The sequence below is a fragment of the Paludicola sp. MB14-C6 genome (assembly GCF_030908625.1).
Classification (GTDB): Bacteria; Bacillota; Clostridia; order Oscillospirales; family Ruminococcaceae; genus Paludihabitans.
The window spans coordinates 382,984-398,080 of the sequence record NZ_CP133133.1; the positions used below are offsets into that span (position 1 = coordinate 382,984).

Below are 15,097 nucleotides of genomic sequence, written 5' to 3' on the forward strand. Positions count from 1 at the left end.
CTAATTAACATTAGCATTACTTCTTAACAATTGCATCAAAACGACACTTCTCAATACAAGCACCGCACTTAATACATTTACTCTTATCAATTGAATGTGGATTCTTAACTGTACCTTGAATTGCTCCAACTGGACAAACACGGCTGCAAAGTGTACAGCCTTTACACTTATCTGCAATGATCTCAAAGCTTAGTAGATCTTTACATACACCTGCAGGACATTTTTTATCCACAACGTGTGCTTCATATTCATGTCTGTAATATTTCAAAGTTGATAAAACTGGGTTTGGAGCTGTTTGTCCAAGACCACAAAGTGAACCAGCTTTAATTTCATAACATAACTCTTCTAGTTTATCTAAATCCTCAAGAGTTGCATTACCTTTACAAATTTGAGATAACATTTCATACATACGTTTTGTACCGATACGACATGGCGCACATTTACCACAAGATTCATCAACTGTAAACTCTAAGAAGAATTTTGCGATATCAACCATACAAGTATCTTCGTCCATAACGATTAGTCCACCAGAACCCATCATAGAACCAATTGCAATTAAGTTATCATAGTCTATTTTGATATCAATCATTTCAGCAGGGATACATCCGCCGGAAGGTCCACCAGTTTGAGCAGCTTTAAACTTCTTACCGTTTGGAATACCGCCGCCGATTTCTTCTATGATCTCCCTTAATGTTGTTCCCATTGGAACCTCAACTAAACCTGTATTATGAATTTTTCCACCTAATGCAAATACTTTAGTGCCTTTTGATTTTTCAGTACCCATTGAATTAAACCAACTTGCACCCTTTAAGATGATTTGTGGGATATTTGCATATGTTTCAACATTATTCAAAATAGTTGGTTTACCAAATAGACCTTTTACAGCTGGGAATGGAGGACGAGGTCTTGGCTCACCACGATGGCCTTCAATTGATGTCATTAACGCAGTTTCTTCACCACAAACGAATGCTCCTGCGCCAAGACGTAATTCCATATCAAAACAGAAATCAGTTCCAAAAATATGTTGACCTAATAAGCCATATTCTTTTGCTTGATTGATTGCAATTTGTAAACGTTTTACAGCGATTGGATACTCAGCACGTACGTAAACATAACCTTTTGTTGCTCCGATTGCATAACCTGCAATAGACATAGCTTCAATTAATACGTGTGGATCGCCTTCAAGTACTGATCTATCCATGAAAGCTCCTGGGTCGCCTTCGTCAGCATTACAACAAACATATTTTTGATCAGATTCGTTGCCAGCAGCAAATTGCCATTTTAATCCTGTTGGGAATCCTCCGCCTCCACGGCCACGAAGTCCACTTTCTTTGATAACTTCAATTACTTCTTGAGGTTTCATTTCAGTAAGAACTTTACCTAATGCTTGATAACCATCTAAAGCGATATATTCATCAATATTTTCAGGGTTAATAACACCACAGTTTTTCAATGCAACACGATGTTGTTTTTTATAGAAATCAGTTTCATTTAGTGATTTTACTGTATCTTCAGTAACTGTTTCGGAGTAAAGTAATCTTTTAACAATACGACCTTTTAAAAGATGTTCACTAACAATCTCAGGAATATCTTCGGATTTTACCATTGAATAGAAGCTGCCTTCTGGGTAAACAATCATGATTGGTCCTAAAGCACAAAGACCAAAACAGCCGGTTTTAATTACTTTAACTTCTTTTTCAAGTCCGTTTTTTGCAAGTTCTTGTTCTAATGTAGAAATTATCTGCTCACTGCCTGATGAGGTACAGCCAGTACCGCCGCAGACAAGGATATGAGAACGATACATTTCATTACCTCCTTATTTCGCAACGCTGCCAATAGTATACTCAGAAACTACTTTTCCGTTTACTAAATGGTCAGTTACGACTTTTGCTACTTTTTCAGCAGTCATTTTTACATATGTTGTTTTTTCTCCATCCGGAGTATATACTTCAACAACTGGCTCATATTGACAAATACCAATACAGCCTGTTTGTGTTACTGTTACATTATCAAGGTTTCTTTTTGCAACTTCTTCTGTAAAACCATTCAATACTGGTCTTGCTCCCGCTGCAATACCGCAAGTAGCCATACCTACAACCACTCTGATTTTATTTCCATTGTCATCACGAACATTCATTGAATTTTTCATTTTATCACGAATTGCTTGAAGTTCTGCTAAGCTTTTCATCGATTGCACCACCTTATTCTATTTTGAATTTTCAATTTCTGCTTGGTTTTCATTTATAAAATTCTTGATGAAGGTTAATACCTCATTAGAATTGACAGGTAAACCCTCTAAAACAGTTTTCATTTCTTGCGTATTCATACAAAACTCATTCTCATCAACACTAAAATAATAAATAAAATCAATATCTGGATTAACGCTGATTAATGATAACATCGTTGAAGCCATGTCACCCACAGGCATCATATCAATATGTTCATAATAGTAAAGTGCAGAAATTTTAGTTCCAACTTTCAACTCACTTTGGATTGTAAATGTTCCACCGGTTAATTCAGCTGACATTTTAAAAAACGGAACTCCTAATCCAACTTTTCTAGTTGTCCTGGTTGTGTAGAATGGATCGACAACTTGTTCTGCTTGCTGTTGTGACATACCACATCCATTATCTTCAATTGATATTAACAACGTTTTTGACATTGTATTTTTATGTATTTTAATTGTTATGAGAGTTGCTTTTGCTTTAATTGAATTTTGTGCAACATCAAGAATGTTTAATGATAGTTCCTGCATATTGATACCGCTTATTTATATTTCGCAAGAATTGTGTCTACATCATCTACGGTAACTTTACCATAAACTTCGTCATTTACAGTTAAAACTGGAGCAAGACCACATGCTCCGATACAACGACAAGCATCTAGTGAGAATTTTCCATCCGCTGTACATTCGCCACTTTTTATATTTAAAGTTCTAGCCATTTTGTCGAATACATCGCCAGCACCTTTAACATAGCAAGCTGTTCCTAAACATACGCTAATTTTATACTCTCCCTTAGGATACAGAGAAAATTGAGAATAAAAAGTAACTACCCCATAAACCTCTTCTAATGGAATATCTAATCCTAGAGCAATTTGTGTTTGCACTTCAATTGGCAGATAGCCATAAATTTCTTGGGCTTGTTGTAAAACAGTCATCAATGAGCTTTTATTCCCATTTTGTGCTGCAATAACTGCTGCAAGCTTTTTTTCTTGCTCAGGGGTACCGTTAAAAGGAACTGAGCTAGTAATTTTAGCCATGCAAAGACCTCCTTGATTTTTTAAGATATGCTTGTAATATTTAGAAAATCATCCAACAATGTTTGTTAATGACTTCACAATCATTACATACATTTCGTATTATATCACTTCCATTCATAAAAATCTAGTTATTATTTATAAAATGTATTCCAAGTTTTTTGTTTATTTTGTATAACTTAAAAATAGCCTTTTTTAATAGAAAAAAGTTGAAATAATATTGCTATTTTAATTTCAAAAATGATATACTAAAAATATGTATTTGTGCAGAAAATTTAGTAATTAGATAAATAAATTGAGGAGGACATTTTATGACAATTAACGATATTAAAAATATTTTAGACTGTGAGGTGCTTTGCGGTGACGAGTATTTCAATAAAGAAGTACACACTGCTTGTGGCTCAGATATGATGAGTGATGTTTTGGCCTATGTAAAAGATCAATCTATTCTATTAACCGGCCTTGTAAATGCACAAGTTATCCGTACCGCAGATATGATGGACATGTTATGCATTGTTTTTGTAAGAGGAAAAAAACCTGATCAAGACATGATAGCTTTAGCAAATGAGCGTCAAATTGCTTTAATGTCTACTTCTCATCGTATGTTTACTGCTTGTGGTCTTCTATGGGAAAATGGATTACGAGGAGGAGCATATTTGGAATGAATACAATCAAATTACATTACATTGTAGATGGTGATGATTTTACTCGTGCCGGCGAAGCTTCAGCATCCGTAAAAAAGACGCTCAGGCAGCTTGGAATTGATCCTAACATCATACGTAAAGTTGCTATTGCGTTGTATGAAGGTGAAATAAACATGGTGATTCATGCACATGGAGGTGAAATTAAAATCGAAATCTCTCCAACAAGCATTGATATGCTCTTGAAAGACAAAGGAAAAGGCATAGAAAATATCGAACTTGCAATGCAAGAAGGATACTCCACTGCACCCGATGAAGTTCGTTCTTTGGGCTTTGGTGCCGGAATGGGTTTATCAAATATGAAAAAAAACACAGATAGTATGATAATTGACTCAACGGTTAATGTTGGTACTACTGTACATATGATTATCAACATTTAGTAATAGATAAGAATGTTACAAATAGGAGGACTTGCATTGAATACCTTTTTTCATTCTGTAACTTTAGATAAAGAAAAATGTATGGGCTGTATCAACTGTATCAAGCGTTGCCCAACTGAAGCAATACGTGTGCGGAATAAAAAAGCAATGATTATTGCCGAACGCTGTATTGACTGTGGCGAATGCATCCGCGTTTGTCCACATCATGCAAAAAAAGCTATTTATGATTCTTTAGATGTTATCAAAAACTATAAATATACTATTGCCCTTCCCGCCCCTGCACTATATGCACAATTTAACAATCTTGAAGATGTAGACATCATTCTAAATGCACTTCTTGATTTAGGATTTGATAGTGTTTATGAGGTTGCTAAGGCAGCTGAAATTGTTTCTGATGCAACCAGAAAATATATGGCAAGAGAAAATATTGCAAAGCCCGTTATTAGTTCTGCTTGCCCTGCTGTAACTCGATTAATTCGAGTTCGTTTTCCAAGCTTGATTGATCATATTTTACCACTCAATGCTCCTGTTGAAGTTGCAGCTCGGCTTGCAAAAGAAGAAGCAGCAAAGAAAACTGGCTTAGATCCACAAGAAATAGGAGCTATTTTTATTTCTCCTTGCCCTGCAAAAGTTACAGCATCCAAAATGCCCCTTGGCACTTCTAAAAGCGAAGTGTCTGCAGTAGTTGCAATCAGCGATATTTATCCAAAATTATTAAAGTATATGAAAATTGATATGGATAGAAAAATTACTGCTGAATCAGGGAAAATTGGTGTATCATGGGCAAATAGTTCAGGGGAAGCATCTGCATTATTGAACGACAATTATTTGGCTGCTGATGGAATAGAAAATGTCATACGTGTTCTAGAAGATTTGGAAGATGAAAAGTTTGAACATCTAGACTTTATAGAATTGAATGCTTGCAATGCAGGATGCATCGGTGGAGTTATGACAGTCGAAAATCCTTACATAGCCCGAACGAAACTAAAAAGATTGCGAAAATATTTACCTGTTTCTCTTAACCACATCAACAATTTGAATCTTACAAAAGAAATTGAATGGGATTCACCAATTGAATATACGCCTGTATTAAAGCTTGATGAAGATATTGAAGTTGCAATGGAGAAAATGAGCCAAATGGAAAAAATCAAAGCTTCATTACCAGGACTTGATTGTGGATCTTGCGGTTCTCCATCCTGTAAAGCATTAGCTGAAGATGTTGTTCGTGGCGTTGCAACACCGGATGAATGTATTTATAAATTTAGAGAAAATATTTCTTCTCTTGTAGATAAAATTCAAAAGCTAGATTTGTATATTCCAGACTACTTAAAAAGTGATAAGGAGTAAGAAAATGACACCTATTGAATTCGCAAATAAGCATTCCTTCGAGATATTAAACGAAGGAGAAGGAAACGAAAGACCAATTAACGGTGTTTATTGCTGTGACCTATTAAGCATTGTTATGGGACGAGCTAAACTAGATGATGCTTGGATTACAGTAATGAGCAATGTAAATTCCATTGCAGTAGCCGTTTTAGCAGATGTTAGTTGCATTATTTTATCTGAAGGTATGGCTTTAGATGATCAAGCAACGCAAAAAGCAGTTGAACAAAATGTTTGTGTATTAAAAAGCAATTTACCAACTTATGAGATTGCTTTACTTTTAAAGGATATCTTATAGATACATAAAAGAAAGTAGTGGTATCATGAAAATAAGTTATGATTTTCATATACATTCTTGCTTATCTCCTTGTGGAGATAACGATATGACTCCAAACAATATAGTGAATATGGCGTTACTCTTGGGATTAGACGCAATAGCAGTTAGTGATCATAACTCAAGCCTAAACTTGCCAGCAGTATTTGATGCAGCAAAAAATACCGATTTAGTCATCATACCGGCAATTGAAGTTTGTACCAATGAAGAGGTTCATCTATTATGTCTATTTCATTCTCTAAATGATGTTATGAATTTTAACGAAACTATTTATGAGTTTCTTCCTCCTATAAAAAATAATGAAAATGTCTTTGGCAAACAATTGATTTTAGATTCAGAAGATAATATAATAGGTAAGGAAGAAAAGCTTTTAATCAATGCTCTTTCAATTGGTATCGAACAACTGTTAAAAATTTCAAAATCCAATAATGGCGTTGTAATTCCTGCTCATGTAGATAAACACTCCTATTCTATCATATCTAATTTAGGCTTTATTCCAGAAGAATATGAGTTTACCTGTATAGAAATTAAAAACCCTGAGAATAAAATTCAGTTTAACGGAAAATATATTACCAATTCTGATGCGCATTATTTAGAAAATATTTCAGAGCCAATTCACTTTCTTGAAGTAAAAGAAAAATCTATTGATGGCATTATGGAATATTTTAAGGAACACTAAAGGAGTAAAGAATGAAAAAAATAGCAAGTTTTTGTGTGAACCACAATACTCTCAAAGAAGGTATCTATATTTCTCGTATAGACGGTGACATTACAACCTATGATATCAGAATGGCAAAACCCAATTCAGGAGTTTATTTAGAAAATGCAGCAATGCACACTTTTGAACATCTATTTGCAACTTATGCCAGAAACAGCCATTTTGAGGATCAAATCATTTATGTTGGACCAATGGGATGTCGAACCGGATTTTATTTCTTAGTTCGCAATATGGAACCGAAAGATGTAATTTGTCTTGTTAAAGATGCTATGGAATATATCGCTAAATACGAAGATGATATTCCAGGTGTATCAGCAAAAGAATGTGGCAATTATCTTGAGCACAACCTCGATGGAGCAAAAAGTATTGCACATCAAATGTGTGGCATATTAAAAAACTGGTCAATTGACAAATTGAGATATTAACTTCATTAACCTTGAAATATAACTGAATACTGAGAACGGGTTGAAACCTTGATAATAAAGGTTTCAACCCGTTCTCAGTATTCAGTTCATAATCAGCTAATTTGATTAAATTTATACCCTAGCCCTTGCAAACTACATATTTATCTTATAAAGTTGTATTCAATATAATATGGCTTGACTATACAATTAAATGTAACATATTGATTGTCATTTATTTTTAAATTATAATACCAACTTAAGCTAGCTGCTTGGGGTTTAAATGACATAATATTTGATTCTATATTAAGATACTTAAAATAATTACTGGTTTCTACCCGTGATACATCAAACCCCTGCTTATCTATACGTGAAAAAATACTGATTTCATATATGATCGAAGTATTTACATCAATTACAGCTCTAATTGAAAAAGCATCATTATCCAACATAATTTCCCAAGTGCTAACAACTTCATTAGAATCAATAGCCTCAACATACATTCTTTTGCTGATATCAATTTTATTATAATTTTCAGCAATATCAAAACTAGGTAATACACTTTGATTTTGTAAATTTTTTATTTGATATTGCATTTTATTAAATATTTCTTTTACCTGTTGCTCACTTAAATTCAGCTTCTTTTGCTCGGTTATAATGCCTGTTTTTTGATTATTTGCATTTACAATTGTGCAAATACGTTCCATTGTAGAAAAATTATTATTCGAATGTGAACGCTCAGTTGATTCAGTTGATATTGTTACAATATTTGGCTTGTTAATCAAATTTTGATTATTAATTTCTGTTAATAAAATAGGTGCAAGCGCAATAAAAAGAAGAAGCAAAAGCAGCGAAACTATCATTAATTTTTTCTTTATGTTATTCATGTTTTGCTCCTTTCATGATTATCGTAACTTTTGTACCAACATTAACTGTGCTTTCAAATTCAATACCGAAATTATGCATTTTTATAATTTGATCGCAGAGTGATAATCCCAAACCAGCCCCACCTTGTTTTCTTGCTCTAGATTTATCTACAACATAGAATGCCTCTTTAATTTTTGAAAGTTCCTGCTTTTCCATACCCTTCCCGTCGTCTTCAATTACTACAAAATAGTTATCTTCAATACATGAACCCTCAACAAGTATTGTGCCTTTGTTTTCAATTGCTTTCCTTGCATTATCAATCAAATTAACGAAAACAGATTGCATAAGCTCCGGTTCCATTTGTATTATTGCAGGCTGAATATTTGGTAATAATTCAATATTGCATTCGTTAAGTTGAGGCGTTACAACAGTACATATTTTATCAAACAAATCTTTAATTGAAACAGGAAGCAACGTAATATTTTGATTTTTCAATATAATTAAATCAAGCAACTTCATAGACAGCGTTTCTAAGCGCTTTCCTTCTGTGAAAATATAGTCAGCACATAAACGAACACGCTCTTTTTCCATCTGTTTGCTGCGTAACATATCAGAATACCCTATAATAGATGTAAGTGGTGTTTTCAGTTCATGAGAAACTGCACCAATAAACATTTCTTTTTTTTCTAATTCACTTTCCAACTCATGAATCTTTATTTCTAAATCATTTGCCATGCTATTAAAGTTTTTTGATAAAGTTGTAAATTCATCATCGCCTTTTGTTTCCACCCTCTTACTAAGATTTCCGGCAGAAATTTCGTTTGTTATTTTGTTAAGGGAAACAACTTGACGCATAAGTAATTTGGATATAACAAACGTGAATATACTAGCTAGAAAAAGTACCCCCATAACTACTTGTAATAACAATCGATACTGATCCTTTTGATTATTAAAAATAAAAGTTACATTTCGATTTGTTTCAATGTAATATTGTTCTCCAAAAAAAGTTGCAGGGCGTATCGTTTGAACATATATTTCATTTCCTATTTTTTGCAGGGAATATCCTTTTTTATTGTTATCTAATAACGAAATCATATCTTTATTAAAATTGATTGACAATAATGAATATATACTTTTTTTATCCTTTGTTGCTATGCCGAAGAAAATTTTTCCGTTCGTAGTATTGATATTTAGATTCTTAGCGGCCTTGATTATTTGGTCGGTAACGCTGTCGCTTTTGTCATTTGAAATTGATAGATAAAAGTTGTCCTCCATTTCATTAATCAGAGAATAGTTAACAACATCGCCCCAATAATAGCCCATATTCGCTTCACTGTCAATTAACGTATGAAAGTTAGAGTTAATAAGAATATAACATCCTATTGCAAGGCAAATAACGCATACAAACATTGTAGCAAAAAATATTTTCCAAAAGAATTTCAAATACTAATCCTCCAATCGATAACCTATTTTATAAACCGGCACTATTTTATCTTCAAGTAATAACTTTTTTCGAATTCTTTGAACATGTAAATCAACTGTGCGGCTATCACCATTATAGTCTTCTCCCCAAACGTTCATATAAATTTGGCTACGATACAATGCTTTATTTTTATTTCTTACAAGAAACAACAGTACATCAAATTCTTTAGCAGTCAAGTTAATTACTTCACCATTTTTCATAACAATATGAGCTGCTGTATCTATTGTAATATCTGCAAATGAGATTACTTGTAATGCTTTATTATATCGTCTAAGTACAGTTTCAACTCTAGCTAAAAGTTCAGCTATTTCAAAAGGCTTTGTCATATAATCTTCCGCACCCGCTTTCAAGCCTTTCACTTTATCTGTTACACTAGACTTAGCAGTTAAAAATATAACGGGTATGTCATATGTGTTAATATATTCAATTAGTTCATAACCATCAATTTTAGGTAACATTATATCTAATAAAATTAGATCAAATAAATTGTTTTCAATAATATCTGCCGCTTCCTGACCGTCATAAGCACAAGTACATTTATATCCTTCATCAGTAAGATTCATTTTTATTAAATCTGATATCGATTTTTCATCTTCTACAATTAGAATTTTTATCACGTTCATCCGCCTCCTCAAAATGAATTTTACATCATTATTGTATCATAGTTGTATCATTTTGAATATATAAGTGAAATTCAATTTCGACACTTATATGAAATATAAGATAATCTCAATACAACAACTAAGTAAACTAGTTTTCTCTATACATTTATCCTTATTATTCTCAATAATACAATTTTATAGAGTAATCCTATCAATATCTTTTAATATTAATATTGAATTTATAATTCTTGACTTTTATAAAAAAATGCTATATATTTATAATTAAGGAATGAAGTTCTCCTGTGGTAAAAACCAAAATTGCATTAATGCTGATGACTTCTGTAATTATTTATTTGCAGAAGCCGTCAGCTTTTTTATTTTATAATTTAAGGAGTTAAATCAATGACTAATATTAGAAAAATTATTATTATTTGTTTTCTTTCTGTTTTAATAGGTACTTTAATGGGATTCGTTTCAGCTGCTTTTCTAAAGCTTCTTGAGCTTGTTTCCTTCACACGCGATAAATATCCATTTATTATTGCATTTCTCCCTATTATTTGTATAGCAACTGTCTTTGTATACAATAAATTTGGTAAAGGATCTCACAAAGGAAACAACCTTATTATTGAAAGTGTACATAAAGAAACTCATGTACCATTAAGAATGGCTTTATTTTCTTTCGTATTTACAATACTTACTCATTTAACGGGCGGATCTGCAGGAAGAGAAGGAACAGCTGTTCAAATAGGTGGAACCCTTGCTAATAAATTAGGTGAGTTGTTTAAATTAAATAAATGCGACAAAAACATGATAATTATGGCAGGTATCAGTGCGGGATTCGGTTCTGTTTTTGGCACCCCATTAACTGGTCTGCTTTTTGGAATGGAAATGTGTTTTATAGGGAAATTAAATTATGAAGCAATATTTCCATGCTTCATTGCTTCCTTTACAGCGGATAATATTACTAGACTATTGGGAATTTCACATACACTATACTCAATTAAAAACATCCCTTCCTTTAATTTTTATACTATAATCATGGTTATTTTATCAGCTTGCGTTTTTGGCTTGGTTGGTCGATTATTTTCTGTATCTTTATATTCACTAAAAAATCTATATATGATAAAAATTAAGAATAATATTATTAGAGCCTTAATAAGCAGCTTAATTATTTTAATAACATTGTTGGCATTTCATTCATTTAGATATGAAGGATTAAGCACTTGGATGATCAGTGCAGGATTTAGCGGAAAGGTTCATCTGTATGATCCAATAATGAAGTTTATATTAACAATATTAACACTGGGCTCAGGATTGCAAGGCGGTGAGGTTACTCCTTTATTTGACATTGGTGCTTCTCTTGGCGGTTTAATTGGACAATCAACTCATATTGAACCATCTTTTCTTGCAGCTTTAGGACTTATTTCAGTATTCGGTTGTGCTGTAAATGCCCCAATAACTACTATCATTTTGGGTATTGAAATGTTTGGAACAGAAGCCATCCCATACTATGCCATATCAGTACTTATTAGCTACTACATTTCAGGATATAGTGGTATTTATTCTTCTCAAGTATTAGCAATGAGCAAAAGAAAACCTACTCAAATAAAAGAAGGACAAACTCTTGGAGCTATAGGAAATAAAAGTTTAATAAAGAAATTTTTATTGAAATATAATAAATTATAGAATATCAGCCTAAAATGAATTATCATCATAAAAAAACAACCTTACAGTACGAAAGGTTGTTTTTTATGATGATTTGATTTACATAATTTGTATTGAACATATATAACGATATTCTTAACATAAGTACAACTAAATGAATAATCTAATTTAATGATGATTCATTTCCTGAGCTTGCGCTATTTCTTTTGTTTGATGAATTGTACCAAATGGATGTTGTGGCGGCGCATAGATAGAGTATAATTTCAACGGTCTATTCCCAATGTTAATCAAATTGTGCCATGTACCCGCCGGTATAATAATTGCATAATTGCTATTCACATTTTTTTGATAATTTAAATTGTCTTTATTACTGCCAATTTTAACAAGTCCACAGCCTTCTTCAATTCTGATAAATTGATCCAGATTTGAATGCATTTCCAATCCAATTTCTTCACCGACTTTAATACTCATTAAAGTCAGTTGCAAATGATTTCCAGTCCATAAAACTGTACGAAAATTGGTATTCTGTTTTACAGCATTATCAATGTTAACAACAAATGGGTCTGGACCATAATCTTTTGCGTCAAATGGATTCATACAATGATTACAAATATTTCTCATCATGTCATTCTCCTTTCCTATCATATATTACATTGTATGATATTTAGACTTAAAGTGTCACGAAGGAAAATGGAATGAGATAAATATAAACTGCTCAGGAAGTGAATTGACGTTTAAGTGGTTTTGTAACAAGTCAGAAAATTAAATTTTAATTGAAATTATCTTCTTAATTTAGCTTGTGCTTTTTCGTGAAACTTATCTCTGTTTAAAATGAATCGCTCATGCGTACCTTCACCGATTAAGCCAGTCTCATCATAAGCTCTAATTTCAAAATTTACTTTTCTTCCTTCTACTGCAACAATCTTTGCTACTGCCTTAACTTTCATTCCCTTAGGAGTAGCAGCAACATGAGATGAAGAAATGCAAGTACCAACAGAAGTCATATCCTTATCTATAAATTGTTGTAAACATTTTGCACTAACCTCTTCCATAAGTGCAATCATCATTGGAGTTGCGTATACTGCAACATCACCACTTCCAACGTTACAAGCTAAATGACAATCGTTTACTTCAATTTCCTTTTCAAATACTTCCCCAATTTTAATCTCTTTCATTTAATTTTACCTCTCTTTATTTGTTAATTCTAGTAAACCTGCATTTATGCAGGCTGTATAGCTTAAATTCTTTACACCCTTCGTTTGAAACACAATCGTAATAATATCATCATTTTGAGATTCAACAATTCCTTTTCCAAAAGTAGAGTGCATTACCATTTTCCCTATGATATTCGGTGCTTCAATCTTTAAGATAGATTTCTTCTTTTGATCTTTTTTTGTATGCAGCGGTACACCATTTACAAAGCGTTCTATAAATCTAGATGGATATGCTACCACATCATTTAGAAAATGAGAACGATAGAATATCAATTTTTTCTTGGCTCTTGTTACACCAACATAAAATAATCTGGTTTCATTTTCAATTTCGTCTAATTGGCCATTTACTTGATTAACAACAGCATCGCTTGATGGAATAATATCCTTTATCATATCAAGCATAATGACTGTATCAAATTCTAATCCTTTACTAGAATGAAGTGTAGTCAAAGTAATGTTAGCTTTTGAATCTATATTTATTTGGTCGTTAATTTGTATTTGTAAATCATTCAATTTATCTACATAGCTTTCAATTGTATCAATATCTTCAGCCAAATGAATTGCAGTACTGATTTTTTGATATGCATTTGTCTTTGTAAATCCATCGTTTAACCGATTTTCAATATAATTCTCATAGCCTAATGCATCCATAATGAATGCAATTGCTTTTTTAGGAGGCATTTTATATAATCGTTGAAAAGCTGAATGATAATACTTCATTTGATTACGTCTACCATCAGAAATAGCTTGAATGCTTGCTACACATAAAAATACGCTGTCAAAATCACATAACTTTCTCTCAACATGTTCATATATGCCTTTAGACAATCCTAATTTATAGTATATCTGTTTAAAGGCTTTTAAATCGCACCCATTGCGAGCCAATAACATATATGATATGATATCACGCACTACAAATGAAGAAAAATATGTCAGTTTATGTTCCTTAATATAAAAATGAATATCATTTCTATAGAATAAATCAATTAACGGTATAGCTGATTCATTATTTCGATAGACCACTGCAAGCGTTTTATTTTGAGAATATTCATGAATATACTGAATTATTTTTTTATATTGGTCAGCATAATCTCGTAGGTTAACTACTTGAATGGATGCATGATTGCTATTATTGCAGAACATTTCTTTTTGATAACGTTGTTGATTTTGCTTTATAAAATCGTTTGCATGTGAAACGATATCAAAGTTAGAACGAAAATTTTGCTCCATTTTAATAATAGATGAGTTTTGATATAATTTATCAAAATCAAGCAATGCTTTTGGAAATGCTCCTCTAAACGAGTATATACTTTGGTCTTCGTCCCCCACCATGAAAATCATACTGTTTTTTGCAAGCATTTGAATAATTTTATGCTGGATTAAAGAAGTATCTTGTGCTTCGTCGACGTTAATGTACTGATAATGAAATTGAAAAACATTTAAAATATCAGGAAAGCGAATAAATATTTCATATGTAAGGGTTAGCATATCATCATAATCAATTAGCTTATTTTGCTTTTTATATTGTTCATATTCAATATATATTTTTTGAAAGGATCGTATTTCATTTTCATGATCTGTTAATTGTTCCATTGTGAGCATCATATTCTTACTATAACTAATCAAACGATCTAACGTTTCAAGCAAATCATCGGTAAGATATTCTTCATTAAAATGCATATATAATTCTCTTAGTAATCTTGTTTTCAAGCCATTATTATCACTATCCGTTATTAGCTTTGGCATTGGTCTATTCTTTGCTTGAGAATAATATCTTAACACAGATAAACAAAAACTATGTATAGTTTTAAAGCTTGGAGACTGTAACGCTAAGGTTGAAAATAAATATTCAAACCTGCGTTTCATATCTTTTGCTGTCTCTCTACTATAAGTGAGCGTTAATATTTGCTTATTATTTATTTGATAGTTTACCATCAAATTTGCAATTCTGCTAACCAATACAGTCGTTTTTCCTGATCCAGGAACAGCCAACAAAAGGGTGTTTTTATCGAGACATAAAACACCCTTTTGTTGCTGCTCATTCAATATGATATTATGTTTCTTTTGTAAAAACTCAATGATATTCATATT

16 protein-coding genes, 1 pseudogene and 1 riboswitch are annotated in these 15,097 nt (G+C 32.2%); of the genes and pseudogenes, 7 read left to right on the forward strand and 10 right to left on the reverse strand.

Annotated features, from left to right (window positions below; all coding sequences use genetic code 11):
- Positions 1-16 precede the first annotated feature (16 nt).
- From nuoF to RBG61_RS01775, 4 genes are read right to left on the reverse strand one after another with little or no spacing between them, the layout of a single operon-like run.
- The gene (gene nuoF, locus RBG61_RS01760) at positions 17-1,804 is read right to left on the reverse strand and encodes an NADH-quinone oxidoreductase subunit NuoF (RefSeq protein ID WP_307945109.1); all 1,788 of its coding nucleotides are present in this window, start codon (positions 1,802-1,804) and stop codon (positions 17-19) included.
- A 12-nt stretch (positions 1,805-1,816) separates the two neighbouring features.
- On the reverse strand, positions 1,817-2,188 hold the full coding sequence (locus tag RBG61_RS01765; RefSeq protein WP_307945111.1) for a (2Fe-2S) ferredoxin domain-containing protein: 372 nt from the start codon (positions 2,186-2,188) through the stop codon (positions 1,817-1,819).
- A gap of 18 nt (positions 2,189-2,206) precedes the next feature.
- The gene (locus tag RBG61_RS01770) at positions 2,207-2,755 is read right to left on the reverse strand and encodes an ATP-binding protein (protein WP_307945114.1); all 549 of its coding nucleotides are present in this window, start codon (positions 2,753-2,755) and stop codon (positions 2,207-2,209) included.
- A gap of 11 nt (positions 2,756-2,766) precedes the next feature.
- A complete protein-coding gene (locus RBG61_RS01775) occupies positions 2,767-3,261 on the reverse strand; it encodes a complex I 24 kDa subunit family protein (protein WP_307945116.1) in 495 nt (164 codons plus the stop codon).
- 308 nt (positions 3,262-3,569) lie between these two features.
- Between RBG61_RS01775 and RBG61_RS01780 the strand changes: the two genes are divergently transcribed.
- From RBG61_RS01780 to RBG61_RS01805, 6 genes are all read left to right on the forward strand, one after another.
- Positions 3,570-3,923: a DRTGG domain-containing protein gene (locus RBG61_RS01780; protein ID WP_307945119.1), complete on the forward strand. Its 354-nt coding sequence runs from the start codon at positions 3,570-3,572 to the stop codon at positions 3,921-3,923.
- Positions 3,920-4,339: an ATP-binding protein gene (locus RBG61_RS01785; RefSeq protein WP_307945122.1), complete on the forward strand. Its 420-nt coding sequence runs from the start codon at positions 3,920-3,922 to the stop codon at positions 4,337-4,339. Before RBG61_RS01780 ends, RBG61_RS01785 begins: the two co-directional genes overlap by 4 nt.
- 36 nt (positions 4,340-4,375) lie before the next feature.
- A complete protein-coding gene (locus tag RBG61_RS01790) occupies positions 4,376-5,686 on the forward strand; it encodes a [Fe-Fe] hydrogenase large subunit C-terminal domain-containing protein (RefSeq protein ID WP_307945125.1) in 1,311 nt (436 codons plus the stop codon).
- 4 nt (positions 5,687-5,690) lie between these two features.
- Complete coding sequence (locus RBG61_RS01795; RefSeq protein WP_307945127.1) at positions 5,691-6,020, forward strand: DRTGG domain-containing protein; 330 nt, start codon at positions 5,691-5,693, stop codon at positions 6,018-6,020.
- A gap of 85 nt (positions 6,021-6,105) precedes the next feature.
- Entirely contained in the window at positions 6,106-6,735 is a 630-nt protein-coding gene (locus RBG61_RS01800) for a PHP domain-containing protein (protein WP_307945130.1), read from the forward strand.
- A gap of 11 nt (positions 6,736-6,746) precedes the next feature.
- On the forward strand, positions 6,747-7,199 hold the full coding sequence (locus RBG61_RS01805; protein ID WP_307945133.1) for an S-ribosylhomocysteine lyase: 453 nt from the start codon (positions 6,747-6,749) through the stop codon (positions 7,197-7,199).
- 140 nt (positions 7,200-7,339) lie between these two features.
- Here RBG61_RS01805 and RBG61_RS01810 read toward each other — a convergent pair whose 3' ends face one another.
- Genes RBG61_RS01810 through RBG61_RS01820 form a run of 3 tightly spaced genes read right to left on the reverse strand, consistent with a single transcriptional unit; the run spans position 7,340 to position 10,142 of the window.
- A complete protein-coding gene (locus RBG61_RS01810; RefSeq protein WP_307945136.1) occupies positions 7,340-8,062 on the reverse strand; it encodes a hypothetical protein in 723 nt (240 codons plus the stop codon).
- The gene (locus RBG61_RS01815) at positions 8,055-9,485 is read right to left on the reverse strand and encodes a HAMP domain-containing sensor histidine kinase (protein ID WP_307945138.1); all 1,431 of its coding nucleotides are present in this window, start codon (positions 9,483-9,485) and stop codon (positions 8,055-8,057) included. Before RBG61_RS01815 ends, RBG61_RS01810 begins: the two co-directional genes overlap by 8 nt.
- Before the next feature lie 3 nt (positions 9,486-9,488).
- A complete protein-coding gene (locus tag RBG61_RS01820; RefSeq protein WP_373889719.1) occupies positions 9,489-10,142 on the reverse strand; it encodes a response regulator transcription factor in 654 nt (217 codons plus the stop codon).
- 261 nt (positions 10,143-10,403) lie between these two features.
- Positions 10,404-10,476, forward strand: a riboswitch (Fluoride riboswitch).
- Between the two features lie 53 nt (positions 10,477-10,529).
- On the opposite strand from RBG61_RS01820, the gene RBG61_RS01825 reads away from it, so the two are divergent.
- Entirely contained in the window at positions 10,530-11,813 is a 1,284-nt protein-coding gene (locus RBG61_RS01825) for a chloride channel protein (RefSeq protein ID WP_307945143.1), read from the forward strand.
- Between the two features lie 147 nt (positions 11,814-11,960).
- Here RBG61_RS01825 and RBG61_RS01830 read toward each other — a convergent pair.
- The 3 genes and pseudogenes from RBG61_RS01830 to RBG61_RS01840 all read right to left on the reverse strand — a co-directional run.
- Positions 11,961-12,383, reverse strand: a pseudogene (locus RBG61_RS01830) (cupin domain-containing protein); the annotation flags it as partial.
- Between the two features lie 188 nt (positions 12,384-12,571).
- The gene (locus RBG61_RS01835) at positions 12,572-12,967 is read right to left on the reverse strand and encodes a thioesterase family protein (protein WP_307945145.1); all 396 of its coding nucleotides are present in this window, start codon (positions 12,965-12,967) and stop codon (positions 12,572-12,574) included.
- Between the two features lie 6 nt (positions 12,968-12,973).
- Positions 12,974-15,094 carry an ATP-dependent helicase gene (locus RBG61_RS01840; protein ID WP_307945148.1) on the reverse strand — a complete coding sequence of 707 codons (2,121 nt, stop codon included), beginning with the start codon at positions 15,092-15,094 and terminating at the stop codon, positions 12,974-12,976.
- Between the last annotated feature and the right edge of the window lie 3 nt (positions 15,095-15,097).

Coding starts and splice junctions, on each gene's coding strand:
- RBG61_RS01775 (WP_307945116.1), bottom strand. CDS start 3,261: ATGGCTAAAATTACTAGCTCAGTTCCTTTTAACGGTACCCCTGAGCAA.
- RBG61_RS01840 (WP_307945148.1), bottom strand. CDS start 15,094: ATGAATATCATTGAGTTTTTACAAAAGAAACATAATATCATATTGAAT.
- RBG61_RS01785 (WP_307945122.1), top strand. CDS start 3,920: ATGAATACAATCAAATTACATTACATTGTAGATGGTGATGATTTTACT.
- RBG61_RS01765 (WP_307945111.1), bottom strand. CDS start 2,188: ATGAAAAGCTTAGCAGAACTTCAAGCAATTCGTGATAAAATGAAAAAT.
- RBG61_RS01805 (WP_307945133.1), top strand. CDS start 6,747: ATGAAAAAAATAGCAAGTTTTTGTGTGAACCACAATACTCTCAAAGAA.
- RBG61_RS01795 (WP_307945127.1), top strand. CDS start 5,691: ATGACACCTATTGAATTCGCAAATAAGCATTCCTTCGAGATATTAAAC.
- nuoF (WP_307945109.1), bottom strand. CDS start 1,804: ATGTATCGTTCTCATATCCTTGTCTGCGGCGGTACTGGCTGTACCTCA.
- RBG61_RS01810 (WP_307945136.1), bottom strand. CDS start 8,062: ATGAATAACATAAAGAAAAAATTAATGATAGTTTCGCTGCTTTTGCTT.
- RBG61_RS01780 (WP_307945119.1), top strand. CDS start 3,570: ATGACAATTAACGATATTAAAAATATTTTAGACTGTGAGGTGCTTTGC.
- RBG61_RS01770 (WP_307945114.1), bottom strand. CDS start 2,755: ATGCAGGAACTATCATTAAACATTCTTGATGTTGCACAAAATTCAATT.
- RBG61_RS01835 (WP_307945145.1), bottom strand. CDS start 12,967: ATGAAAGAGATTAAAATTGGGGAAGTATTTGAAAAGGAAATTGAAGTA.
- RBG61_RS01800 (WP_307945130.1), top strand. CDS start 6,106: ATGACTCCAAACAATATAGTGAATATGGCGTTACTCTTGGGATTAGAC.
- RBG61_RS01825 (WP_307945143.1), top strand. CDS start 10,530: ATGACTAATATTAGAAAAATTATTATTATTTGTTTTCTTTCTGTTTTA.